Genomic DNA, 24,854 nt, shown 5'->3' on the forward strand with positions numbered 1-24,854 from the left:
CCCGATGGACGCCCCACCGACGTTCCACCCGGCAGGCCATCCGTCCGACCACGGCTCGGACGCGCCGCGCCTCGGAGCGCGCCACTTCCGTCACGCGGCCCTGCGCAACCACAGCGTGCTGCTCGGCGGGGGGGTGGTCACCCTCATCCTCGCCGTGGCGCTGGCCGCCCCCCTGATCGTCCGGCACGATCCCCTGGCGCTGGATGTGACCACCCACCTCCGCCCGCCGTCGCCGGAGTACCCGATGGGAACGGATTACGTCGGCCGCGACCTCTTCGCCCGGGTGCTCTACGGAGGACGCCTCTCCATGCTGGTCGGGGCCGGGGTCGTCGTCCTGGCAACGGTTCCCGGCACGATCCTCGGGCTGACCGCCGGGATGATCCCCCGCTTGGACCCGTGGATCATGCGCACGATGGATGCGCTGCTGGCCCTCCCGGCAATTCTCCTCGCCATCGCGATGCTCGCGGCGGTCGGCCCGAGCGTGTCCAACGTCATCGTGGCCCTGGCCGTTTCCAGCACGCCGCGAATGGCCCGGCTCGTGCGCGGCTCGGTTCTGGTCGCCCGGACCCTGACCTTCGTCGAAGCCGCCCGGGCCATCGGCGCGCGTGAGGCCGGGATCATGACGCGGCACATTCTTCCCAACATCATCTCGCCGATCATCGTCCAGGCGACGTACACGTTCTCGACCGCGGTCCTCGCCGAGGCGGCGCTGTCGTTCCTGGGGGTCGGCGCCCCGCCCGAGGTGCCGAGTTGGGGCAACATTCTGTCGGAGGGACGGGCGCTCCTCGACCAAGCCCCGTGGATGACTCTGTTCCCCGGCGCCGCCATCGTCCTGGTGGTGCTCGGGGCCAATCTGCTGGGGGACGGGCTTCGCGACGTGCTGGACCCCCAGCTCAGAGGTGAATGAATGTGACCGCGACCGAACGGTACGATCTGGTGATCCGAGGCGCCCGAGTGATCGATACGGCGCAGGATCTCGACGCCCCAGCGGACATCGGCATCCGCGACGGGCGGATCGCCGCGGTGGGCCGCCTTCCCGGGGCGTCCGACCACGCCCTCGAGGCGACCGGGCTCATCGCCTCGCCCGGATGGATCGACCTGCACGCGCACGTGGCGTACAAGCTCGGCCGGACGAGCATCCACCCCGATCAGGACGCCGGGATCGCCCGCGGGGTCACGACCGTCGTGGACGCCGGTTCGTGTGGCGCGGCGATGTACGAGGCGCTGTCGACATACGTGATCCGCGGGGCGGCAACCCGCGTGCTCGCGTTTCTGAATATCTCGCTTCACACCGGTCTCGCCCCCAGACACGGTCGCTGGGAGAATTTTGACCAAAAGCAGACCATCGACATGGTCGAGCGCCACCCGGGCGAGATCATCGGGGTGAAGGTGTTGGCCAGCCGGACCCACTGTGGGGCGCTGGCCCTCACCCCGGTCAAGCTCGCGGTGCAGGCGGCGCGGCTCTCCGGCGCGCCCGTGATGTGCCACATCGGGAACGCCCCCCCGGTCATCCAGGACGTGCTGGCCCTTCTCGGAGCCGGAGACATCGTCACCCACTGCTGGCACGGCAAACCCGGGGGGCTGCTCGACCGGCGCGGGCGGCCGATTCCGGAGGCTCGCGCCGCGGCGGATCGGGGCGTGTTGTTTGACATCGGGCACGGGTCGCAGAGCTTCTCGTTCCAGACCGCCCGCCGGGCCATGGAGGCTGGCCTCCCCTTTCACACGATCAGCACCGACCTCCACGCCCGCAACCTCGCCGGCCCGGTGTACGATATGGCGACGACGATGGCCAAGTTCCTGCACCTGGGGTGCCCGCTGCGCCAGGTGATCGCCGCGGCGACACTCGCCCCGGCGGGTGCGCTCGGGCTCGAGCGCGAGATCGGGACGCTCCGTCCGGGGACCGCTGCCGACGTGACGCTCTGCAAACTGCGCGAGGGGCCGATCCGCGTCACCGACTCCGAAGGACGGTCGGAGGAGGCGCGTCGCGCGCTGGACGTGGTCCACACCGTTCGCGGCGGCCGGATCGTCTTCTCCGCGCACCCCGTCGCCTGATCCCGCCCGCCCCCATGGATCGCGAGCTGTTCCTGGGCATGGACCTTGGGTCAACCCTCTGCAAGGCGGCGGTCTGCGATAGGCGCGGGGGCATCATCGCCGAAGGGCATTCCCTCAGCCCTGCGGGGGGCGCGGGTCCGGGGCCGGAGGAGGCCCAACTTTCCGCGTGGTGGCGGGCGGCGTGTACCGCAGTGCAGGCCGCGTTCGCCGGGCGCGCCGAGGACCGGCGCCGCATCCGGGCGATCGGGGTCTCGTGCCGGTACCAGGCGGGAATCTTCCTCGACACGGACGGCAGGGCGGTGGCCGCCCCGGGCCGGATCCCGGCGACGCGCGCCCTACCCGAAGTCCGCGAGGTGCACGAGGCAAACGGATGGGGTCCGCACGGGCCGCTCGCCTGCGGGTACGGGCCGTTCCTTGTCGGGGCGGCGCTGTGGCTTCGACGCCGGCACCCCCGCATCCACCGACGGGTCCGCCGCGTCGGCGCGCTTCATGACTACATCGTCTTTCGCCTGTCCGGGGCCTGGGTCACGGACTATGCGACGGGCCCGGGGGGGGATCGCTGGCCGGTTGCCCCCTGCGCGCTCGCCGGATTCGAGTCCTCAGCCTTCCCTGCGCCCCTTCCGATGGATACGCGCGCCGGGGGCCTCGCAACGGGGGCGGCGCGGGACCTCGACCTTCCGGCGGGGATTCCGGTCGCCGTCGGGGCGCAGGACGGAGCGTGCGCAAACTTCGGCGCGGGAGCCACCGAGCGGGGGGACGGGTGTGTGACGCTGTCGACGAACGCGGTCGTCCGGATCGTCACGGGCACCCTCGTCCCCGGGGTGTTCGGGTATGTCGTCGCGCCGTCGGGACGGTGGGCGTGGGTGCGGGGGATTCCCGGCGGCGGCCGCTTCCTGGATGCCGTCGTGGCGGCGCTGGACGGGTGCCCGACTCCGGCGACGGCCGACCGGCACGCCGCACTGTCTCCCCACGAACCCAGCAGTCCTCCCGTTCGCGTCCTGGATCTCCCCGTGCGGGACGTCAAAGAAATCCCGATGCGGGTCCGAGCGCTGCGGCGAAGCGGACATGCGCCCGGGGCGATCTACGCCGGAGCGGTTGACGACATTGTTTCGGCGGTAAGGGGCCTGGTCGCGGAAGCGAACGCCACCGGCGTCACCGCGCGGCGCTACGTGCTGACCGGAGGACTCACCGCGGCGCCTCTGCTTCCGAAGCGCCTCGCCGAGGCGCTCGACGCCCCGGTGACCGCGGAGGTCCGGGAGGCCGCGGCTCGCGGAGCGGCGCGGCTCGCGGCGATGACGGTGGGGCAGCGCGCGGAGCGAATTTGGGAGGAGCACACGCCCGAGGGCGCTTCGGGATGAGGACGCGTGGGGCGCTTATTCCGGCAGGGCCGGGGGCTCCGCCTGGCCGGCCTGTTCGAGCAGCCGGGCCATCTCACTGTAGGCTTCCCGTTCTTCCTGGAGCACGAGATTGGTGACCTCGAGCCACCGGCGGTGCAGTTCGGAGGTTTCGGTCATCAAGGTGGCGAGCAGCCCGGTGAGCGTTTGGCGATCTTGACCCAAGATGGCGGTGGCCGCCTGCTCGGTCAGCTCACGGCGGCGCCCCATGAACTCCGTCACCTGGATCCCGAACACCTTGAGCACTTTGCGCGCTTCAAGGTCGTCCATCGCTGTGCCCCCCCTGCGCGACCACCCCAGCCCAGGATTCCCCCTGCCCGTGCCAAAACCCTGGTATGAAGGGCCCGGCCCGGTAGTGCGGCCCTCCCGATCGCAGTCCACCACATCCCCCGAAAGGAGGCGGGCCTTGATGACATCGGGTGCAACCCATTGTCCGGCGCGGGGGACGGTCAGATCCGCAAGACGGCCGAGCGCGCATGCGGGGGGACCGGGCCCCGCACCCGCCGCGGCACACCACGTTCGCGCGCGGTCTCCCCGCCTCCAGGGGCGGGCGGTCTCGATCGCCTCGGGCTCACGGCGGACTGACGCGCGTGGCTGACCCCGCGGCCGGAGGCGGCGCCGACCCCGGCGTGGGGCGGACTCGAGCATCGCCGCCATCGGTGTTTCGGGGCTCGCTGTGGGAGGTCGCCGCGCTGTTCCTCAAGCTTGGAGTGATCGCCTTCGGCGGCCCGGCGGCACACGTCGCGATGATGCGCCGCGAGGTGGTCGATCGGCGGGGGTGGATCGGCGACCAAGAGTTCCTCGATCTGTTTGGCGCGGCGAACCTGATCCCCGGGCCGAGCTCGACGGAGATGGCGATCTTCCTCGGCTACGTCCGCGCGGGGTGGCCCGCGCTGATCCTGGCGGGGACCCTCTTCATTTTGCCCGCAATGCTGATGGTCCTGGCCCTAGCGTGGGCCTACGTGCGGTTCGGTTCGCTGCCCCAGGGCGAGTCGGCCCTGTACGGGATCAAACCGGTGATCATCGCCATCATCGCCCAAGCCCTCTGGCAATTGTCAAAGGGCGCCCTGAAGGATTGGCTGCTCGGACTGCTGGCCGCCGCCGTCATCCTCCTTTACGCGAGGGGAGAGAGTGTTCTCGCTCTGCTCGTGGGCGCCGGCGCCTTCATGGCAATCGTACGAGGTACGCGCCAGCGTGCGCACGTCATCGCCGCCATGCCCCCCGCCGCGCTGCCGGGCCTCGGATCCGCGATCGCCGCGGGGGTTCCCTTTTCTATGCCCGTGCTGTTTCTGACGTTCTTGAAGATTGGCGCGGTGGCGTACGGGAGCGGGTATGTCCTGTTGGCCTTCCTGCGCACCGACTTTGTGGTTCACCTTCACTGGTTAACCGACCGGCAACTGATTGATGCCATTGCCGTCGGCCACCTCACCCCCGGTCCCGTGTTCACCACCGCGACGTTCGTCGGCTACCTGACCGGTGGACTCCGGGGGGCACTGCTCTCCACGTTGGGGATTTTCCTGCCGTCCTTCATTTTCGTGGCACTGATCTATCCGCTCCTCCCTCGTGTCCGACGCTCACCGACGGCGCGGGCATTCCTCGACGGCGCGACCGCGGCGGCGCTTGGGTTGATGGCAGCCGTCACCTGGCAGCTGGGGCGCGCGGCCGTCGTTGATGTGGCGACCGCGGGAATGGCCGTCGCCACTTTGGGCGCCCTCCTCCGCTTCCGCGTAAATTCAGCAGTGTTGGTGATCGGGGGCGCCCTCCTGGGGATCGTGATCAAATCGATCCCCGGGTAGCCGCCCGGTGCGCACGACGACCTCTCGAGGCTCGGCATCCCCGAGGGCAATGAAACCACGCGGCGGGCGATCCTCGGCCCCTGGCGGACCCCGCCGGACGGCGAAATTACCCCCGACGCGCGCGGCGGCGGCAGTGCGGGGGTCGGGAGGACTCGGCGGCGGCGGGAGGAACACGGTGGCATGACCCTGCGGGGTGTGATTCTCGCCGGCGGCGCGAGCCAGCGGATGGGCCGGACCAAGGCGCTGCTGCCGGTTGGAGAAACAACCCTGATCGAGGCGGTGATCGCCCGGCTCCGCGAGGCCTGCCCCCAGATCTTGATCGTCACCAACACCCCTGAGCTGTACCGCCACCTCGGGATCCCGATGGCGCCCGACGCACTCCCCGGCCGGCAATCGCTTGTGGGGATCTACACCGGGATCCTGCATGCCGACGGTCCGGTGTTCGTGTGCGGGTGCGACATGCCGTTCCTCAACCCCGCGCTGATCCGCTACCTCGGCTCGCTCGCCGATGGGGTCGACGTGGTGATCCCGCGCCATCGCAGCGAGTACGAGCCGCTCCACGCTGTCTACACAGAGGCGTGCTTGGAACCGATCCGCCGGTGCGCGATGCGCCAGGGACGCAACACGGGGTTTCTCAGCGAGGTCCGCGTGCGGGTCGTCGAGCTCGAGGAAATCAGGCGGTTCGACCCCGACCTTCGATCGTTTGCGAACGTCAATACGCCGGAGGATTACACTCGGCTGCGGGGGGCGCCCCCCGACCGGAGCGATCGAGGCGGGAAGCCAAACGGTTCCGGGGGCGGTCCCACGGACGCCGGCCGGTGAACCGGCTCCCCTAGGGCGCGCTGGTCTCCCGCTTCAGTTCCGCGAGCACGCGCCCCAGCGCGTCGATCTCCCGCCCGTAGGCGGCGAAATCACCGCTGCGCAGCGCGGCCTGCGCGCGTGCGTAATCCGCGTTCGCTTCGGCCACCAGCGCGGCCGCGCGCGTTTCCCCGGGCCCGCCGGCGGGCTGTGGGCCGGACGGGGGCGCAGGTCCCGTGGGCTGGGCGGACGCGCCCGGGGGCGGCGGGGGCCCCTCGACCGGCGTGCCGAAGATGCGGCCCAGCGAGGCCTCCAGCGTCGGCTCCATCGCGATCCGCGCCCCGTAGGCGACGATCACGCGCTTCAGCTCGGGGAGCGCACTGCCGGCGGCCTGGAGGTACAGCGGCTCGATGTACAGGAGCGCGTCGGACACCGGAACAACGAGCAGGTTCCCGCGGATGACCTGGGAGCCCTGCTGGTTCCACAAGGTCAGCTGGCTGCTGATGACCGGATCCTGGTTGATCCGCGCCTCAATCTGCATAGGCCCGAACACCGTGCGATCCTTGGGAAACCGGTAGACGAGCAGCCGGCCGTAGTGGGGCATGTCGCTCCGGCCCGCCATCCACGCCACCATGTTGTCTTTGCCCGCCGGGGTGAATGGGAGGATGAGCGCAAACTCCTCGCCCTGCGCCGGGTCCAGCTTGAGGTTGACGTAGTACGGCTCCAGGGGCTGCGCGGCCCCGGAGAACAGCTCGTTGGGAAACACCCAGAGGTCCTCGCGGTTGTAGAAGACCCGCGGATCCTTCATGTGGAACGTCGAGTAGAGTTGGGCCTGAATCGCAAACAGATCCTCGGGGTACCGGAGGTGGGCCGCGAGCGACGGCGGGAGCTCGGCGATCGGGCGGAAGAGCCCGGGGAAGATCCGCCCGTAGGCTTCGACCAAAGGATCCTGCGGGTCCACAACGTAGAAGCGGGTCGTCCCGTTGTAGGCGTCGACCACGACCTTCACAGAGTTGCGAATATAATTGAGCCCGTTGGCCGGGTGCGCGTACGGGTACCCGGCGCTCGTGGTGTAGGCGTCCACGATCCAGTACAGGCGCGCGTCGGCGAGCACGAGATACGGATCGTGATCGAAGGTCAGCATCGGCGCGATGTGGGCCACCCGCTCTCGGACCTCGCGGTGGAACATCACCCGGCTCTCGGGGGTCACATCGTTAGTGAGCATGAGTTGCGAGGCCCCGAACCGGGTCGCAAACGCCAGCTTCGCCAGTGGGGCGGAGAGGGACACCCCGCCGGTCCCGTCGTAGGACGCGTAGACGTTCTGGTCGCCCTGCGGGTAGTCGAGCTCTTTGGTGCGGGTCTTCACGATGACGTATTGATCGGCCAGCAGGCCGTAGTACAGCTCCGGCCGAGCCACCCGAAGCCCGATCGGGCTCTGCGGCGGGATGTCCTTGATGTAGAACTCGGGGAGGCCCTCCCCGGAGATTCGATTCACCGGCGTCATGACCAGGCCGTAGCCGTGGGTGAAGACCAGGTGATCGTTGACCCACGTCCGCGCTTCGGGGGTGAGCCGGGCAAGATCGAGTTCCCGCGCTGAGAGCATCACCTGCTGTTCGCGCCCGCCGATGTGGTACCGGTCGACGCCGACGTTCGTGAACGTATAGTACAGGCGGAGCCCCTGCAGCTGTGCGTAGGTGCGCAGCAGCGGCCGGTAGTCCCACAATCGGACGTTGTCGAGAACCGAGCGGTTCGCCTGCACGGTGGCCGGGGTCAGCGACTCGGTGGCGGGGAAGAGCTGCTCCTGCACCTGGTCGAGATTGAAGGCGTGGAGGGTCGCCTCGATGCTGTTTCGGATGTACGGCGCCTCCCGGTTCAGCTCGTTAGGCGACACCTCGAACTGTTGGACAAAAGAGGGATACACGCTGGTGCCCACGATCCACACGACGATCATCGCGGCGAGCGATCCGACCGCGACGCGGAGGGTCGGCAGCCACACCGAGGACAGCATCAACACCCCGGTGGCCGCCGCGAGCACCATCAGAATCCGCAGGGCTGGCAGCGTCGCGTGCAGATCGGTGTACCCGGCGCCGAAGACCGCGCCGCGCGGAGAGAAGAGCAACCCGTACGCGTCGAGCCAAAACCCCGCCGCCCGCAGCAGCAGCAGCACCCCGGCGAGGACGGCCAGGTGAACGCGGGCGCCCCGCGGGATCGCCCAGACCCCGCGCAGCATCAGCGGCGCGAGATCGAGATAGTAGCCGGCCGCAACGATGAGCAAGGCGATGAAGATCCACGAGAACAGCCAATCGTACACCGCGGTGTATGCCGGGAGGATGAAGACATAGAACCCGACGTCCCGGTGGAACACCGGATCCGCGATACCGAACGGCACGCGGTGGAGCCACAGCTGAAACGTCTGCCACGCCCCTCCGGCCGCTTGCCCGGCGAGCAGGCTGATGATCCCGGCGCCCGCCGCGAGGAGCGTGGCGGGGCGGAGCCGCACGATGACCTGCCGGTAGGTGCGGCCGCCCGAAGGCTGTAGATCGATGACCCGTGGGATCTGGCGCAGCCGGAGGAGGGGCCGGGTGTTCACCCACAGGATCACGAACACCGAGAGCGCCGCGACGAACGCCACCACCATTCCCGACACGATGGGGATCCAGAACACCGAGCGGTAGCCAACCTCGCCAAACCACAGCCACTCCGTGTAGGTGCGGGCAAGGCTCGGCAGCAGCACGAGCAGGGCGACCAGCAGGATCAGGAGCGTGCGGCGGAGCCGTCCGGGCCGGGCCGTCATGATACAATATCTCTGGCGGCCACGATAAGGAGATGCAGGCGATGATCACCAGAGACCAAGTCATCGAGGTCCTGAAGACCTGTTACGACCCGGAGATCCCGGTCAACATCTGGGATCTGGGGTTGATCTACGACATCACGATCGTCGAAGATGCCGTGAACATCAAGATGACGCTGACGGCGGTGGGATGCTCGCTGGGCCCGCAGCTGGTCGGCGAGGTGGAAACCAAGCTCCTCTGTGTCGACGGCGTCGAGGACTGCAAGGTCGAGATGATCTGGAGCCCACCGTGGACGCCCGAGCGCCTCAGCGACGACGGCCGGCTGTCGCTCCAGGCGATGGGGTTCCCGCTGTGAGATGAGCGCCGGGTTGACGGTCGTCGTCGCCGGCGACGACCTCCTCTTCTCCACCCGGATCGCGGCGGCCCTCACCCGATACGGCCACCGACCGGTTCGCGCGGAGTCCCTTCCCGCCTTCGAGGCGGCGCTTCGGGCCGGGCCGGACGCCGTCATCCTTAACCTCGCCTCGTGGACCCTCGATGCCACGGCGGCGATCCGGCGGACAAAGGGCACCCCCGGGATCCGGCCGGTTCCGCTCCTCGGCTTCTGCGGGCACGCCGATACCCGGCGCCAGGTGGCGGCCCGGGCGGCGGGGTGCGACCTCGTGGCGACGAACGGCGAAGTAACCAGTAGCCTCCAGCGGCTCCTCACTGAGCTCCTTCCCGAATCCGCGACCCCCGGCGGGTAGCCGCCGGCGCGTGCCTGGCGGCCCCGACCCTCCGGTCCTTCCATCAGGCGATCCAGGTCTCCTCCACCCGTCCGTTCGCGGAGGTGCGACATGTGGCATAACCTGTTCGTCCCGGACCTCTCGGTCGCCGAGAAGATCGTGCGCCCGGTCCTCGTGTACGTGTTTCTGGTCATCGCCGTTCGCCTGGCGGGGCGGCGAGAACTGGCGCAGCTGAACTCGTTCGACCTTGTGGTGCTGATGATGCTGGCCAACACGGTGCAGAACGCGACCATCGGCAACGACAACTCGATGGTCGGTGGCCTGATCGGGGTGAGCGCCCTACTGCTGGTGAATTATCTTGTCGTCCGCCTGTTCTACCGGTATCCGCGGATCGACCGGCTCGTTGAAGGGAGCCCCACCGAGCTGATCCGTGAGGGACGCGTCCTCTCCGGCGCCCTTGCGCACGAGGCGATCACGGAAGAGGAGTTGATGGAGGCGATCCGCAAGCAGGGCCTGGGCACCGTCGCCGAAGTCGACCGGGCCGTCCTGGAAACGGGCGGGGCCATCAGCATCGTCGCCCACAAGCCCACGCCGATCGAGGAGCGGCTCCGCTTCGTCGAGCGAACGCTCGACGCGATCAGGGAAGAACTCGCACAGGTGCACCGCCTTGTCCAATCCGGCGGCCGAGCGACATCGTAATCGCCCGACCACTCCGCGCCTGGGGCTATCCTTGAGGACGCGCCGTATAGCGGTGCGTGTACTGCAGGGCGCAGGCCGCGCGCAACGTCTGCTCGGAGTCGAATGCCGTCCCGAACCGGGCGATCGAGAACGCATCCAGGAACAGCGACGGCAGGCCGGTGTGGACGAGCTCCGCAAGCATCTCGCCGACGGCCGGACAGATCGAAAACCCGCCCACGCAGCAGCCGCTGGCCACGTAGAACCCATCGACGCTGGGCACGGCGCCCACGATCGGGCGCCCGTCGGGGGTCATCGTCGGCAGCCCGCCGCGGTGCTCGCGGATCGGAGGCAGTGCGTCGATGAGAAGTTGCTTGCGGATCGATTGGATGAGGCGTTCCAGCACGCGCATATCGAGGGGAAGATCGCCGACGGCGAAGTCGGGCGGCAACGCCTGCATGTCGTGAAACTGCGGATCGGCTTCGTAGCCGCCGATCATCAGGCCGCCCTGGTGGGAGCGCATATAGACGCCCGCGTCGTAGATCCGACAGATCGCGTGGCTCGCCTCGACCCCGGGGATGCGCTCGGTGATGCAGAGCTGATGGCGCACGGGCACGAGGGGGACGCGCAGGCCGGCCCGCTCCGCCACCAGCCGGGCCCAGGCCCCCGCGGCGTCGATGACGATCGGCGTCCGGATCTCCCCCTGCGCGGTGATGACCTTCGTGACCCGGTCCTCCTCGATGCCGATCCCGGTGACGGGCGTGTTGGGGAGGAGGGTCGCGCCTCGTTGCTCGGCGGCCCGGGCGTAGCCGAGCGGGAGCTGGCCGGGCTCCTCGATATACAGGTCTGAGGGAATGTAGGCGATGATGCGGACATCGCGGGGCCGAATCAGCGGGGCGAGCAGCGACATCTCGTCAAGGGAGATCGAGTAGGCCTCCAGGCCCAACGACTGCCCCGCGGCGATCTCGGCCTTGATCACGGCCTCATCCGGCTCGCCCCGGGCGATGCTGACGCTGCCCGATTGCACGATGGTTAGGGGCTGCCCCGTTTCCTCGGGGAAGCCCATGATCTTCTTCGCACTCAACGTCGACAGCCGCGACATGTCCGGATCGAGCTGAATCTGCTTGACCAGCCCGGCGGCCCTCGGGGACGTCTGCGAGGCGACGTCGTGCGCATCGATCAAGACGATCCCTTCACGTCCCAGCGCCGCGAGGTGATAGGCGGTACTCGAACCGAACGCGCCCGCCCCAATGATCACGACCCCGGCCTCTTCGATCACGGAGCGGCCCCGATCACGCCGAGCACCCGACGCGCATTGCGGCCCACCCGACCCTAGTGCACCGTCACATGAAACGTCGCGCCCTCTCCATTGACCACGGCGGTGATCGTGTAGGATCCCGCCGGCATCTGCACGTTGTTGCCGTAGTGCCAGTCCGCGGGCCCCGCCGCGACCCCGTACATCGTTCCGACGGGGACCGCGTCGTTTTTCCCAGCGCTCATCCCCGCAACGGTGATACGGCAGCGGGCGTCGGTGACGACCCGTCGGGTGGCCCGGGAGAGGACGTGCAACTCGAGGTGCCGCGTGTCCATGGACATCCCGGCCATGGGCATCGCGGCCATCGCGCCGCTGACCATCACCTCACCCGAGGCCGGATGGAGCTTCGCCGCCTCGGCTTTCGAGTACATCTTCTCCTCCGGGCCGATCTGCAGGACGAGGATGTAGTGGGCGGTCTGGGACTGCTGTGTGATCACCCCGGGCGGGCCCGCCCATGCCTGCATTGGCGCGCCCAGCATCCCCCAGAGCACGAGCCAGACTCCCCACCCGGTCACACGGTTCACCATCCGCGTTCCTCCCTCGCCCATCATCTCAGCACCACTTCCACGCGTGTGGTCCGGTCCCCCCTCCTTCCCGGGGGCGTATCCCGACCGCGCGATGCCCTCGACCCTGCAAATCCGCATAAGCGCAAGCGACTGTAAGCTAACCCGGCCGCTCTGCCATTTCCAAGGCGCGCACGGCCCTTGATTGAGATCGCTCAGCGATGATCCTCATTGATACAAACATATGTTCGGTATTATACTAAACCCACCGAAAGGTGGTGCTCCGATGGCGGTATCCCTGCCCATTCCTCTCCCCCAACCGCTGAGCGGCCTCGTGCTCTTCACCGGGGACGAGAGCGTCCTCCCCCTCAGCCAGCTTCTCTGCCTCCAGTATCTCGGGCGCAACGAACCCGTCGTCTTGGTGGACGGGGCCAACGCCTTCAACCCCTACCTCCTCTCCGATGCCGCCCGGGCGCAGGGGCTCGATCACCTGGGGGTTCTGGACGCCGTGCACCTCTCTCGGATATACACCTGCCATCAGTTGGAGGCGTTGCTGACGGAGCGCCTGCAGCTGGCCATCGCCGCTTTCCGCCCCGGGGCGGTGCTCTGCCTCGGCCTGCTCGACCCGCTGCACGATGAAGACGTGCCGGCTACCGAAGCGGCCCGCATTTTCCGACGCCTCGCCGCCGCCATCGCCGAGACGGCCCCCCGCCTCCCCATCCTCGCCGCCTGCCCTGATCCGGTGATCCCCTACCGCGACCCACAGGGTCTCCGCCGGACTTTCGGCGACCGGCTGTGCCGGCTTGCCCGCTGGCACTTCACCGCCCGACCGGAGGACGGGCGTGTCTGGATCTCCCGCGAGTGGCCCGACCCCGCCCGATGGGAGTGGGCGCTGCGCCTCCCCCCGGACCGCACCTTTCGAAGGAGAGTGTAGATGGGCCGTACCGTCCCGACGATGACGCAGGTGATTCAGGGTGAAGAAGAGAGCTGGGCACCGTTCCGCCGCGCGCTCCGAGCGCAGGACCGGGCCGCGTTCGACCGGCTCTTTGCCGCCGCCCGCCACTTCGCCGCCGGCGCCAGCTACGCCGCCCGTCCCGTCCCGTTCGAGGCGATCCTGCTGTCGATGCTCATCGCCGCGATGAAAGCCATCCAAGATCTGGAGATCGAGGTCGAGACGTTTCGTGCGGACCCACCCGCTCTCCGTCCACCTGTTTGACGTCTACCCCACGACAGAGGGGATGGTCATCTGGCTCCTCGCGGACGACGGCGCCCGCCTGCGGTGCCTGCACCGGTGGACGCCGCGCCTGTACTATGCCGGCAGCCGCACCGCCCTGGAGCAAGCCCAGGCGATGCTCGCCCATCTCCGCGAGGCCACCACGATCCGCCACACGATGCGGCACGACCTTTTGCGGGGCGAACTCGAGGTCACCGAGGTCACCGTCGCCGACCCCATGGCGTTCCCCCGTGTCGTCGCCCACCTCGCTCGGCTCGACGGCCTCACCTTCTATAACTGCGACATCCCGCTGCCGCAGATGTACCAGTACGAGCATCGACTGTTCCCGCTCGGCCGGTGCGCGGTCGAGGCGACCCCCGAGGGGCTGATCCAAACCATCGCGCCACTGGAGTCGCCCTGGGAGCGGGAGTACACGGTACCGCCGCTCACCGTCCTCCGCCTGCGCCTCGACGGCGACCCGGCAAATCCCAATCACGGGCGGCCGGCGACCCTCCACGTGGGTGTGGACGGCGAGGAGAGCACGCTCCTGGGGGAGACCCCGACGGACCTGCTGCAGGGCCTCGACCGATGGCTGCACCGGTACGATCCGGACATCATCCTGACCGAGTGGGGCGACTCGTTCCTTTTCCCCCGGCTCCGGCGATTGATGCAGGCGTGCGGCCACCCCCTCCCGCTCAATCGCGATCGGAGGGTGGGGATGCGAACGCGCCGGCCGCGCTCGTACATGACCTACGGTCAGGTCGTCTATACCGCGGGGGGATCGTATCTGCAGGGCCGGTGGCACCTGGACACCACCAACTCTTTCACCTACGAGGAAGCAGAATTGCCGGGACTGCTGGAACTGGCGCGCCTTGCGCGGATGCCGGTCCAGCACACGGCCCGAACGAGCGTGGGGACCGCGATCACTTCGATGCAGCTCGACCAAGCGTACCAGAACGGCATCCTCATCCCCTGGCGAAAAGCGCGCCCCGAAGCGTTCAAGACCGGCAGCGAGTTGCTCGTGACCGATCGGGGCGGGCTTACCTACACGCCTCTTGTCGGCGCGTACGATCAAGTCGGCGAGTTGGATTTCGCGGCGATGTACCCGGCGATGATGAACCGCTTCAATATTTCACAAGAGACGGTCAACTGCACCTGCTGCCGCGACGACCCCGCCGCCCGCGTGCCGGGAAGTCCCCACCATCTCTGCCGGAAGCAGCGGGGGCTCACCCCTCAGGTCCTGGAGCGAGTGCTCGAGCGCCGCGCCTACTACAAGCTCCGCCGGGCCGTCACGATCGGGGCGGAACGCCACCGGTACAACATGCGCCAGACGGCGCTCAAGTGGATCGGCGTGGTCTGTTTGGACGGAAACACACGGGTGCTCCACCGGTCCGCGGATCGGTGGCACGTCGCCCCGATCCGGGAGATCGTCAACGCCCCTCTCCCCGGCGATAGGGCCGGCATCACGCCGATTGACGACCTGACGGTCATCGGGATCGATCGTCATCTCTGCCCATGCACGACGCCGGTGCGGAACGTCATCAAAATGCCGGCCCCCTCCACCATGATCCGAGTCAGGCTGCCGTGGGGCCGCGCGCTGCTGATGACTCCCGATCACCCCTGCTACGTGCTGGACGCGGGCCATCTCCGGATCAAACGAGCCGACCGGCTCACGGCTGGCGATTGGATCCCCATGGCCACGCCCGCGGAAACACCCGCAGGCACCCGCGTGGCGGTCCGGGTTCCCCGTTTCGACGGGGCGGAAATGCCCCCGCGCGAAATGGCATCCCTGGCACTTGGGCGGGACACGCAGTGGGGACCTCGATCCGGGGTGCGACGGCCGGACCAGCCCCCGCCGCCCATCTTGCGCAGCGCCCTTGGCTGTGCACAGGTGGTACTCGTCGAAAGAGTCGCCTATGCGGAAAAGTTTGTCTACTGTTTTGAGATTGGGGGCGACCCCCCGGCGTTCTTCGTCGAAGGCGGTGTACTCACCCACAATTGCTTCGGGTACCAAGGGTACAAAAATGCGCGGTTCGGCCAGATCGAGGCCCACGAGTGCACGACGGCGCTCGGCCGGGAAACGCTCCTGCGCGCGAAGGACGTCGCGGAATCCCAGGGGTACACGATGCTGCACGCGCTCGTGGACTCGGTCTGGCTCCGGCGGCCCGGGGCCGGGCGCGCGGACTACGAGGCGCTTGCCCACGCCATCGTCGAGGCCACCGGCCTTCCGATCGCGGTGGAGGGCGTGTACCGGTGGATCGCGTTCGTCCCATCGCGCACCCACCCGCTGGTCGGCGTGCCCAACCGCTACTTCGGGGTGTTCGAGGATGGCACGGAGAAGGTGCGGGGGCTCGAACTACGGCGCGGCGACACACCGCCGATCGTCGCGGCGATGCAGCGTCGAATGCTGGACTTCCTCTTCCAGGCGAAGACCCTGGACGAGGCGCGCGCTCACCTTCCGGAAATCGCCGCGATGCTGGAGGAGCAATGCATCCGGTTGCGCCAGCACGAAGTCCGCGCTGAGGAGCTGGTGATTCGGACCGTGCTCTCCCAGGACCCCCACGAGTATGAGCGGGGCATCCCCCAAGCGGTCGCCGCCCACCACCTTCTTCAGGCCGGCGTCCCGCTTCACCCGGGGGAGGCGATCGAGTACATCATCACACACGCCGCCGCCAAGGTCCCCGGCGATCGCGCGGTCCCCTACGCGCGCCTCCCCGCGGACTGGAGCTACGACGTGGACCGATACGCGCAGATGCTCCGCCGGGCCATGGAGACGCTGCTCGAGCCCTTTCGTCGCGGCGGGGCCGTTCCCCGCCAACCGATCCGCCGGTGAGCGGCGTCGGCCCGGCCGTCACGTCATCAGGGCGTCCCAGCAGGTCCGACACAACCGGGCGATGTGCCGCTCCGCGGCGGCCTTGCCGGGGGTGCCGTCGGGAAGAGCCCACGGCACCTGCTGCGTGTACGCGGCCAGGATGAACAGCGGATCGGCCCCTGCGAACACGATCCCGGCGTCGTTGATCACTCCCGGCCCCGTACCCGTCTTGTGCGCGACTTTTGTCCCGGTGGGCAGCAGTGCCGGCAACCGCGAGTTCAGCTTCTGCCAGCTCAGGATCTCCATCGCCACCCGGCAGAGATCTGACGTGCACCCCAGACGCGCCGCCGCCGCGGGATCCTGGAGGCCCTGAAGAATAAGCTCAAGGAGCAGGACGACATCGTTCGGGGTGGTGGCGTTCATCCCGCTGACATCAGACGGGCCTTCCGCATACTGCACGCCGCGGGCGTCCGTGTTCGGCGGAATGCCCTGCCGATGGGTTGTCCCGGCCATGCCGACCGATCGACAAAACCCGTTCAGTGCGTCCAACCCCAGCATGTCCACCACCGTCCCGGTACAGGTGTTATCGCTGACGATGATCATCATCGTCAGGACGTCGTGGAGGGTGATCGTAAACCCGGGACGAAAATGCTGAAAGCACCCGCTGTTGCTGGTCTGGTACTTGGCCTGGATCGTGACGGGCTGGTCAAGCGAGAGCCCGCCGGCGTGTACCTCGCGGAGGGCGGCCATCAGGATGGAGATCTTCCGCGTGCTCGCCGACGGGACGACGATCGCGCCGCGCCGGTGGGCGAATTCGCCGCGGCGTGGGTCCTTGAGACACCATCCCGTCTCAAATCGCTGCTCCGAACAGAGCGCATCGAGCCGGCGCCCCAGGGTGTCGAGGGTGCTGATCACAGTCCGTCCCCCTTCCGCGCGATCAGTCTATGGCAATCAGTGAAAGATCATCCCCCCGCTCACATTGATCGCCTGTCCCGTCATGTACCCCGCATCGGGGGAGCAGAGGAACCCCACCACCCCGGCGACATCTTTGGGCTCCGCCAGCCGGCCGAGGGGCGTACCGGCCAACCGCAGTTTCGTGAACGACCCGGGGGCAAATCCGAGATGGGGAGCCTCCTCGTAGTCGATCTGGCGCCACATCGGCGTGTCGACCGGCGCGGGGCACACGCAGTTCACGTGGATGCGGTCCGGAGCATAGGCCACCGCGAGGCTCCGGGTCAGTGCGATCACCCCCGCCTTGCTCACCCCATACGGTGCCCACCAGGGGGTCGCCAGCTTGCCCGCGATCGACGCCAGGTTGACGATGTGGCCGCCTCCGGCCGCCGCCAGGTGCGGCCGGGCTGCGACGCAGGTGAAGAACACCGCCTTGCAGTTGATGTTCATGATCGTGTCCCACTCCACCTCGGTCACCGCCTCGGGCCGATGGACCCGGACGACCCCCGCGTTGTTGATCAGGATGTCCAGCCGCCCGAACGTGTCGACCGCCGCCGCGATGAACCGCGCGCGATCCTCGGCGGCGGCCACATCGGCCTGAACCGCCAGGCTGCGCCGGCCGGTCGCCGTGAGCGCGCGCGCCACGGCCGCCGCGGTGGTCTCATCGCGGTCGACCACGACGACGTCGGCGCCGTCCTCTCCGAGCCGCTGCGCGATCGCCCGACCGATCCCGCGTCCGCCCCCGGTGACGACCGCGACCTTACCCGCAAGGGCCCCCGCCATGGTGAGTCTCCTTCCCCCTGAAGTTCGGCGCAATTGGCAGATAGACTCTCTCATTATCTTATCGTACCGTAGCATCGGCAAGCACGATCGCCATCGCGAGGGGAGCGGTGCATGAAGCTCAAAGAGTGGAGCGCGTTCTGGCTGCTCGGTCTGATATGGGGCTCGTCGTTCCTTTGGATCAAGATCGCCGTCGCCTCGATGGGCCCCCTGCTGGTCGCCGCGCTCCGCCTCGGCATCGGCCTCCTCGGGCTGCTCGCCGTGATGGCGGTCGTTCGGCAACCCCTTCCGCGGGGCCGCCGCACCCTGCTGACCTACCTGGTGCTCGGCGCGCTGCAATCTGCGGCGCCGTTCGCCCTCATCGCCTGGGGGGAAACCAAGATCGATTCGGGGCTGGCGGCGATCCTCAACGGCACGATGCCGCTGTTCACGATCCTGATCGCCCATTTTTGGCTGCACGACGAGCGGATCACCCCCACTCGCTTCTTGGGGCTGGTCGTCGGGTTCGGCGGGGTAGTCATCCTGGGTAGCCGCGATCTCGGTCCGGAAGGACTTCACGGAACCGCGTGGGGACAAGCGGCGCTGCTCGCGGCCACGATCTCTTACGCCATCGCCGCCATCTTTTCGCGCCGGCACCTCCGGGAGGAACCCCCGTTGGTGCAGGCGACGATGACCGTCCTCGTTGGAGACATGCTCCTCTGGGCGTCGGTGGGCCTCGCGGAGCGCCCCATCCACCTCTCGCTCACGACGCTGCCGTGGATCGCGCTGGCGTGGCTCGGGCTCCTGGGATCCTCCGTGGCCTATCTGCTCTACTTCTACCTGATCCGCGTGTGGGGAGCGACGCGGGCGTCGCTCGTGACCTACGTCTTCCCCGTCATCGGCCTCGTCCTCGGGATCACATTCCTCGGCGAGCGAACGGACTGGCGCCTTCTGCTCGGCTCGCTGCTCGTCCTCGCCGGCATTGTCACCGTCAACCGCCGCCCGGCCCCCGGCCGCGATCCGGCATTCTCCAGGGCGGGGTGATCAAGACCGGTCGGCGGACAGGAAAAGGTCCGTCCGGGCCTCGACCGGGGCAGAGCCGGTCGCGCGGGGCAGAACGAAAACCAACCGACACTCGTCAGCCGCGGCTATCGCTGCTCCCGGCTCGGGAACATCGCCGGCGCCAGATTCCGCGGTCGCGGTGGGGCCTCGTCGAGGACAGCGTCCCCCGATCCGGTTGCACGCGGCTCGGGTTCCGCGGGGAGCCCCTCGGCCGGCGGCGTCGCGGCACGGTTGACCACCAACCGGAAGACGTCAGATCGAGCATAGTGACCCGTGACATCGAAATCGTAGCGACCCTCAACAACCCGGCGCAGGTCGAGATCCGCGGTCAGGATTCCCTCGCTGCCGAACAGCGGTCCCGCCAGGTAATCCCCAAGCGGCCCCACGATCGCGCTCCCGCCCCGGGAGAGGATCTCTGGCTGGTCCTCGAGTTCCTCGCGCACCTCCAGGTCCGCCGGGTACATCCCCTTCGTTACGTACTGACAACAGGAGAGAACGAAGCAGCGCCCCTCGCAGGCGATATGACGGATCGTAGCCTGCCAGGAGTCGCGCGAGTCCGCGGTGGGAGCGACGTAGAGATCGACGCCCTGAGTGTACATGGCCATGCGTGCAAGCGGCATGTAGTTTTCCCAGCAGATCAGACCACCCAGGCGCCCGTAGTCAGTCGGAAACACCGGCAGCGTGCTTCCGTCACCTTCGCCCCAAACCTGCCGCTCGGCTGCGGTCGGCTTGAGTTTTCGGTGACGTCCCAGGATCTCCCCGTTCGGTCCGACATAGAGGAGCGTGCAGTAGAGGGTCCCTCGGCTGTACGTCGTGTCGCGCTCGATGACGCCCATCGCGACGTATGCGCCCACCTCCTGAGCGGCGCGGCAGACCGCATCGGTCGCCGGACCAGGAATCTCGACCGCGTTCGCCCAGTAACGGGCCCACGTCCGTCGCCCGGCGGATGACCGGCTTCCTAGCTTGGTTCCAAGCCCCAAGCCCCACAGGTAGGCCGGGATGTACGCCTCCGGGAACACGATGAGTTTCGCGCCCCGAGTCGCCGCGGATCGGATCAAGTCGCAGGCCTTCTCCACCGTCGCTTCCCGGTCGAGCACAATCGGTGCGGCCTGGATCACCGCGGCGCGCACCGTTGGAAACGCATCGCCCATGATCCCCCTCCCTCCCGGGAGCCCGAACCGCAGGTCGTCCCTGCGCCATCATTCCGCACCCGCCCCCCCCTCCCTGCCGAACCCGCTTCGATTCCCGCGCCGAGCCGGGACGCTGACGGAGGCGAGGCGAGCCGCGGACGAGGACTGATGCCGCGACAGAACGAACTGATGCCGCTGATCCTCAGATGGGATCTCGTCGCGAATGGGTGCATTGATCTCCAGGGCGACACCGCACGAGCAACGCCTCGGCGAACAGGCCGGATGCAAGTTGCCGACGATTTTCCGTCCCACAGACGATGGGGAGGCTTTCCCGTAAACCGGCCAACGCGGATCGCACAAGCGACGATGACGGCTCTGGCATTGTGGGTAGCTGTCTCCCTGCCGGGGCCCACGGCCGCTTCGGCGGCCGTGACGGTAAAGGGCGACCGGGCAGCATGGGCGGAGATCGCGGCAGCCTACCGCAAGCTGAACAGCCTCTCCGGGTACCGCATCAAGGGCGACATTTCCGTCAGCGGCGGGCCCGGCGGCGGGACGGTGAGCGGCGAGTTTGCGCCGCCAAACGCCTACCACCTCACCCAGCAGAGCCCACGAGGAACGTCTGAAACGTTCTCCGTGGGAGGCAAGATCGTCAGCAGGCAAGCGGAGCCGGGGTGTCGGGGGCGCTCGATGCGTGACTCGGCGCAGGATCCGAATGGATCCCCCTTCTTCAAGGACCCCGAGGACTTCGACGGCGAGTACACCATCACACGGCAGCCGGATACCACGATCGACGGTACACCGGTTCACGCGTATGGGATTGTCATGCGCGCGCCGCGGGGAGGCGGGCAGATCACCGGCACCATTTCTATCGGAACCGAGACCGGGCTTCCCCGCCGCAACGTCTTCACGATCGCCGGGGTCAGCGGGCAGGGCGGGGGGACGACGGGGACGAGCACCACGGACTTCTATGACCTTGGCGCAAAGATAGCGATCGTGCTGCCCGACTGCTGACACGGACGAACCCCGCCACGCGGCGACGCGCCCAGCCAGCGCTCGGCTCCCGGTGCTACCCCGACCTCAGGCCGGATGCGTCCGCCGTCGCGCGGCGGCCAGGGATATCCTAGGGAGCGCACGCCGCCCATGCCCCTGGCGGAGTCGGCCAGGTCGCGGCCTCAGGATGCAGCAGCGTCCCTAAGATCTCCAGCCCGTCTACGATTCTCGGCCCCGATCGGCTGAAGTAACTACTGGCGTCGGTGGCGTAGACCCGTCCCGAGGCAACCGCGGGAAGTTTCCGCCACTCCGGGCGGGCGGCCAGCGCAGCCGCCTCGGCCTGTGTCCGAGCCACGTCGAACCCGCAGAGCCCCAGCACGATGACCTCAGGGGTGGCCGAGGCGATATCGGCCCAGTCGATCCGGAACGATGGCCGGCCTTCGCGGCCGATCATCTCTCGGCCGCCGGCAAGCGCGACGAGCTCCGGCATCCAGTGCCCGCCGCAGAAGGGTGGGTCTAACCACTCCAGGCAACAGACCCGCGGACGGCTACGGCCCCGCGTCGCCGCCTCGACCTTGGCGATCCGCGCCTCAAGACGCGCCACGAGATCCCGGGCTTCGGCTTCCGCCCCCACGGCGGTCCCCACCACCGAGATGTCGTTGAGGATGTCCGCCAGCGTGTGCGGGTGCAGCTTCAGCACCCGTGGCGGCACGGGGAACGCCTCGATGATCGGCCGGATGTCGGACTCCGGGAGGGCGCAGACGTCGCAGAGGTCCTGGGTGATCAGCAGATCCGGGCGGAGGGACCGCAGGCCCTGAACGTCTATGGTGTAGAGGCTCTCCCCGCGGGTCAGCGACCGCTCCACCGCCGCATTAATCTGGGCACTGCTCAGCGAGGCCGAGTCGATGGTGCCGTGGACGACAATCGGGCGCCGGCGGATTTCCGGAGGAAAGTCACATTCGTGTGTGATTCCCACCACATCGGGGGCCAACCCCAGGGCGCAGACAATCTCGGTCGCGCTCGGCAGGAGGGTGACGATCCGCACGCTTCGCTCCACCTCCTCCCCGTCCCACGCCCCAGGCGGACCGGGGCCAGGACTTCCCGCACCATGGTTCGACGGCGCTAGAACACGCGCCTTGCTCCCGAATCGGGGCCGCCTCCGAGCCCACGCGAAGGGGTGCTTGACCGAAGCTCACGCCCGCGCGTGCGCCCCGACCACCCGTTTCCGCTTCTGGGCATCCCCGGGAGGCGCAGCGGTGTCCAGGGATGGACGGAGGCAGGCTACGCCGCGTCCGGACCGCGCAGTGATGCGATCGTCTCCACCGTCACCTCTTCCAGGCTGGACACGACCAGATCGGCAGCGGTGAAATCCAGCGAGCGGGTGAGCACCGAGGGGACGGCGATGCAGGCCATGCCCGCGGCCTTCGCCGCCTGCGCCCCGTGTGGGCTGTCCTCGAGCGCTACGCACGCCGCCGGGGCGGCCCCCAGCCGATGCGCGGCCAGGAGATAGACGTCGGGGGCCGGCTTCGCCCGCGGCACTTCGTCTCCCCCCGCCGCCGCATCGAACTCCGCCGCGAGGTCAAGGTTGGCGAGGGCCCTAAGGATCCACGACCGGCGTGAAGAGGAGGCGACCGCGGTCCGCCAGCCCGCCCGTCTCACCGACGCCAGCAGTGGAACGACTCCGGGTAGCGGTTTCAAGTAGTCCGGCGCCACGGCGTCGTGCTGTTTCTGCCACACCGCGGTCACCTCTTCGGGCGGCGCGGGGCTGCCCGGCCCCCGAAAGGGGGCCAGCGGATCCCAAGGACGGTCGTTGCGGCCGATGTTCTGCAGCCAGGAGGTGAGCGGAAAGCGCAGTCCGTACCGGGCGTACGCCGCCTGCCAAGCGAGGACCTCGGGGGTTTCGCTGTCGAGGATCAGCCCATCAAGGTCGAAGATCACAGCCTGGATCACAATCGCCCTTCCGCGGACGCGCCGCGTGGGCGTCCCGGTCCCGCGGGAGCCGCCGCGGCGGGACGGGCCAGGGGGAGGCTGAACCAGACCGTCGTTCGCCCGTCAGCGCTGCTGGCCCCTGTCTCGCCCCCGTGTGCCCGCGCGATTTCCCGGACGATGGCGAGTCCGATCCCGGCGCCGCCCGTTGCGCGCGAGCGGGATTTCTCCCCGCGGTAAAACCGCTCGAAGATGTGCGGGAGATCGTCGGGCGTGATCTCTTCCCCAGTGTTCGACACCTCGAGGCGGACGGCCCCCGCCGCCGCCCGGACCGCAATCGTCACCTCGGCGTGGAGGGGCGCATACCTGAGAGCGTTGTCCACCAGGTTCCGAAGCGCTTGGCCCACGAGATCCCCGTCGGCCTCCACCGGGGGAAGAGATGGATCATACAATTCGCTCAGCCCCATCCCGCGGCGGGCGAACTCGGGGCCGTAGACCGCCGTGAGTCGGTCGACCAGCGCACGCAGGTTGACCACCGTCGACCGCGGATGGGAAACGCGGGCGTCAAACTGGCTCAACTGATGGAGGTCATCGACCAGCCGGACCAGCGACAGCACTTCCTCGTGCAACATCACCAGCGTCTCCGGGCTGGGCGGGGTTACGCCGTCCCGCAGCGCCTCGAGGTAGCCACGTAGGGTCGACAGCGGGGTCCGCAGCTCGTGGGCCACGTTCGCCACCAAATCACGCCGGAGCCCCTCGATCAGCTGGAGGGCCGCCGCCATCTGGTTGAGCGATTCGGCCAACCGCCCGATCTCGTCACGCCCGTGGCGGGGGAGACGCCGGCCGTAATCCCCCCGTGCGATCTGCTCCGCCAGGACCATCATCTGCTTGAGCGGGCGCACGATGCGCATGACCAAGATCCATCCGGTCAGCATCGCGATTGCCGCGGCAACCAGGCTGCTCGCCAACAGGATCCGCCGGCTCGACACCTGGAATTCGGCCTCGATCATCGTGGGGTCGACGTGATAGCGCATCATGATCGCCATGAACGTGTGCGACGCCTGCTGCTCGAGCGCCACCCCCGAGATGACCACGGCAACGGCGATGACGAGCCACTGCACGCCGAGCAGACGCCAAAGGAGACTATTCCGCACGACCGTCCCCCACGAGCTTGTACCCCACCCCGCGCACGGTTTGGATATACCGAGGGTGCAGCGGGTCATCCTGCAGCTTCTCACGAAGCTTCCCGATGTGGACGTCGATCGTCCGATCGACCACCACCGCTTCGTCGAACGCGTAGACGTGGGCCAACAGCTGGTCCCGGGTGAAGACCCGGCCGGGGAACTCCATCAACGCCTGCAGCAGCTTGTACTCAATGGGCGTGAGCCGTACCTCTCGGCCGTCGATCGACACCTCGTGGCGCTCCAGGTCCATTACCAGCGGGCCCCGCACCAGCCTGGGGATCAGCGGTTTTTCGATCGACGAACGCCGCAAGATCGCACGCACCCGCGCGACGAGCTCCCGGGGGCTGAAGGGCTTGGTCACGTAGTCGTCGGCCCCAACGGAGAGCCCCACCAGCTTGTCCACTTCTTCGATTTTCGCCGTGAGCATCAAGATCGGGACGTTGGAACCCCTGCGGATCTGCCGACAGAGCGTGATGCCGTCGATCTTCGGCAACATCAGATCCAGGATGACGAATCCCGGGCGGTGCCGGGCGAACACCTCCAGCGCCTGCGCTCCGTCGTAGGCCGCCAGCACCTGGAACCCCTCCCGCTCGAGGTACATCCGAACGAGCGAGATCAGCTTGTGATCGTCGTCGACGACAAGGACGCTCGTCTCCTCCGCCATGACCCCTCCGCGGACTTTCCCCTCGGTATCGACCCGTAGTTTATGAACCTCGTGTGAAGGTTTGATGAAGACCCTCTCGAACCTGTCTGTGCTTCCCGAGGGGTCCGGCGGGA

Annotated in this window: 24 protein-coding genes; 13 read left to right on the forward strand and 11 right to left on the reverse strand. The window is 68.4% G+C overall.

Features of this window, described 5'->3' with window-relative positions; genetic code table 11:
• Positions 1-4 precede the first annotated feature (4 nt).
• The 3 genes from VKV57_11390 to VKV57_11400 are packed head-to-tail and all read left to right on the forward strand — an operon-like array spanning position 5 to position 3,410.
• Positions 5-907, forward strand: a complete 903-nt coding sequence (locus VKV57_11390; GenBank protein HLW60510.1) for an ABC transporter permease — start codon at positions 5-7, stop codon at positions 905-907.
• Positions 908-909: 2 nt separating this feature from the next.
• Positions 910-2,052 carry an amidohydrolase/deacetylase family metallohydrolase gene (locus VKV57_11395; protein ID HLW60511.1) on the forward strand — a complete coding sequence of 381 codons (1,143 nt, stop codon included), beginning with the start codon at positions 910-912 and terminating at the stop codon, positions 2,050-2,052.
• 38 nt (positions 2,053-2,090) lie between these two features.
• On the forward strand, positions 2,091-3,410 hold the full coding sequence (locus tag VKV57_11400) for an FGGY family carbohydrate kinase (GenBank protein HLW60512.1): 1,320 nt from the start codon (positions 2,091-2,093) through the stop codon (positions 3,408-3,410).
• A gap of 15 nt (positions 3,411-3,425) precedes the next feature.
• Here VKV57_11400 and VKV57_11405 read toward each other — a convergent pair whose 3' ends face one another.
• On the reverse strand, positions 3,426-3,716 hold the full coding sequence (locus VKV57_11405; protein HLW60513.1) for a hypothetical protein: 291 nt from the start codon (positions 3,714-3,716) through the stop codon (positions 3,426-3,428).
• A 320-nt stretch (positions 3,717-4,036) separates the two neighbouring features.
• Here VKV57_11405 and chrA point away from each other — a divergent pair, with 320 nt between their 5' ends.
• Positions 4,037-5,242, forward strand: a complete 1,206-nt coding sequence (gene chrA / locus VKV57_11410) for a chromate efflux transporter (GenBank protein HLW60514.1) — start codon at positions 4,037-4,039, stop codon at positions 5,240-5,242.
• Between the two features lie 180 nt (positions 5,243-5,422).
• On the forward strand, positions 5,423-6,064 hold the full coding sequence (locus VKV57_11415) for a molybdenum cofactor guanylyltransferase (GenBank protein HLW60515.1): 642 nt from the start codon (positions 5,423-5,425) through the stop codon (positions 6,062-6,064).
• Between the two features lie 10 nt (positions 6,065-6,074).
• On the opposite strand, the gene VKV57_11420 is transcribed toward VKV57_11415, so the two are convergent.
• The gene (locus tag VKV57_11420; protein ID HLW60516.1) at positions 6,075-8,834 is read right to left on the reverse strand and encodes a UPF0182 family protein; all 2,760 of its coding nucleotides are present in this window, start codon (positions 8,832-8,834) and stop codon (positions 6,075-6,077) included.
• Positions 8,835-8,875: 41 nt separating this feature from the next.
• Here VKV57_11420 and VKV57_11425 point away from each other — a divergent pair, with 41 nt between their 5' ends.
• The 3 genes from VKV57_11425 to VKV57_11435 all read left to right on the forward strand — a co-directional run bounded on the left by VKV57_11425 (position 8,876) and on the right by VKV57_11435 (position 10,256).
• The gene (locus VKV57_11425; GenBank protein ID HLW60517.1) at positions 8,876-9,187 is read left to right on the forward strand and encodes an iron-sulfur cluster assembly protein; all 312 of its coding nucleotides are present in this window, start codon (positions 8,876-8,878) and stop codon (positions 9,185-9,187) included.
• A 1-nt stretch (position 9,188) separates the two neighbouring features.
• Positions 9,189-9,578 (forward strand): hypothetical protein, encoded by a 390-nt coding sequence (locus VKV57_11430; GenBank protein HLW60518.1) that lies wholly within the window; start codon positions 9,189-9,191, stop codon positions 9,576-9,578.
• A gap of 90 nt (positions 9,579-9,668) precedes the next feature.
• Positions 9,669-10,256, forward strand: a complete 588-nt coding sequence (locus VKV57_11435) for a YetF domain-containing protein (protein HLW60519.1) — start codon at positions 9,669-9,671, stop codon at positions 10,254-10,256.
• A gap of 25 nt (positions 10,257-10,281) precedes the next feature.
• Here the strand turns inward: VKV57_11435 and VKV57_11440 are convergent, their stop codons facing one another.
• Both VKV57_11440 and VKV57_11445 read right to left on the reverse strand, forming a co-directional pair.
• Entirely contained in the window at positions 10,282-11,511 is a 1,230-nt protein-coding gene (locus VKV57_11440) for an FAD-binding oxidoreductase (protein HLW60520.1), read from the reverse strand.
• Positions 11,512-11,564: 53 nt separating this feature from the next.
• Positions 11,565-12,074, reverse strand: coding sequence for a hypothetical protein (locus VKV57_11445; protein ID HLW60521.1), 510 nt, complete (start codon positions 12,072-12,074; stop codon positions 11,565-11,567).
• Between the two features lie 262 nt (positions 12,075-12,336).
• On the opposite strand from VKV57_11445, the gene VKV57_11450 reads away from it, so the two are divergent.
• The 3 genes from VKV57_11450 to VKV57_11460 are packed head-to-tail and all read left to right on the forward strand — an operon-like array spanning position 12,337 to position 16,096.
• The gene (locus VKV57_11450; GenBank protein ID HLW60522.1) at positions 12,337-12,984 is read left to right on the forward strand and encodes a hypothetical protein; all 648 of its coding nucleotides are present in this window, start codon (positions 12,337-12,339) and stop codon (positions 12,982-12,984) included.
• A complete protein-coding gene (locus VKV57_11455) occupies positions 12,985-13,266 on the forward strand; it encodes a hypothetical protein (protein ID HLW60523.1) in 282 nt (93 codons plus the stop codon).
• Positions 13,232-16,096 (forward strand): DNA polymerase domain-containing protein, encoded by a 2,865-nt coding sequence (locus tag VKV57_11460; protein HLW60524.1) that lies wholly within the window; start codon positions 13,232-13,234, stop codon positions 16,094-16,096. The genes VKV57_11455 and VKV57_11460 overlap by 35 nt, the downstream gene beginning before the upstream one ends.
• An 18-nt stretch (positions 16,097-16,114) precedes the next feature.
• On the opposite strand, the gene VKV57_11465 is transcribed toward VKV57_11460, so the two are convergent.
• The gene (locus tag VKV57_11465) at positions 16,115-16,990 is read right to left on the reverse strand and encodes a serine hydrolase (GenBank protein HLW60525.1); all 876 of its coding nucleotides are present in this window, start codon (positions 16,988-16,990) and stop codon (positions 16,115-16,117) included.
• A gap of 36 nt (positions 16,991-17,026) precedes the next feature.
• The gene (locus tag VKV57_11470) at positions 17,027-17,809 is read right to left on the reverse strand and encodes an SDR family oxidoreductase (protein ID HLW60526.1); all 783 of its coding nucleotides are present in this window, start codon (positions 17,807-17,809) and stop codon (positions 17,027-17,029) included.
• Between the two features lie 111 nt (positions 17,810-17,920).
• Between VKV57_11470 and VKV57_11475 the strand changes: the two genes are divergently transcribed.
• Positions 17,921-18,829 carry an EamA family transporter gene (locus VKV57_11475; protein ID HLW60527.1) on the forward strand — a complete coding sequence of 303 codons (909 nt, stop codon included), beginning with the start codon at positions 17,921-17,923 and terminating at the stop codon, positions 18,827-18,829.
• Positions 18,830-18,933: 104 nt separating this feature from the next.
• On the opposite strand, the gene VKV57_11480 is transcribed toward VKV57_11475, so the two are convergent.
• Positions 18,934-19,998, reverse strand: coding sequence for a carbon-nitrogen hydrolase family protein (locus VKV57_11480; protein HLW60528.1), 1,065 nt, complete (start codon positions 19,996-19,998; stop codon positions 18,934-18,936).
• Positions 19,999-20,343: 345 nt separating this feature from the next.
• On the opposite strand from VKV57_11480, the gene VKV57_11485 reads away from it, so the two are divergent.
• Entirely contained in the window at positions 20,344-20,988 is a 645-nt protein-coding gene (locus tag VKV57_11485; GenBank protein HLW60529.1) for a hypothetical protein, read from the forward strand.
• Positions 20,989-21,097: 109 nt separating this feature from the next.
• Here VKV57_11485 and VKV57_11490 read toward each other — a convergent pair whose 3' ends face one another.
• From VKV57_11490 to VKV57_11505, 4 genes are all read right to left on the reverse strand, one after another.
• A complete protein-coding gene (locus VKV57_11490; protein HLW60530.1) occupies positions 21,098-22,024 on the reverse strand; it encodes a cobalamin-binding protein in 927 nt (308 codons plus the stop codon).
• A gap of 224 nt (positions 22,025-22,248) precedes the next feature.
• A complete protein-coding gene (locus VKV57_11495) occupies positions 22,249-22,917 on the reverse strand; it encodes an HAD family phosphatase (GenBank protein HLW60531.1) in 669 nt (222 codons plus the stop codon).
• Positions 22,914-24,047: an ATP-binding protein gene (locus VKV57_11500; protein ID HLW60532.1), complete on the reverse strand. Its 1,134-nt coding sequence runs from the start codon at positions 24,045-24,047 to the stop codon at positions 22,914-22,916. The genes VKV57_11495 and VKV57_11500 overlap by 4 nt, the downstream gene beginning before the upstream one ends.
• Positions 24,037-24,741 (reverse strand): response regulator transcription factor, encoded by a 705-nt coding sequence (locus VKV57_11505; protein ID HLW60533.1) that lies wholly within the window; start codon positions 24,739-24,741, stop codon positions 24,037-24,039. Before VKV57_11505 ends, VKV57_11500 begins: the two co-directional genes overlap by 11 nt.
• Between the last annotated feature and the right edge of the window lie 113 nt (positions 24,742-24,854).

This window comes from bacterium, from assembly GCA_035307765.1.
GTDB lineage: Bacteria > Sysuimicrobiota > Sysuimicrobiia > Sysuimicrobiales > Segetimicrobiaceae > Segetimicrobium.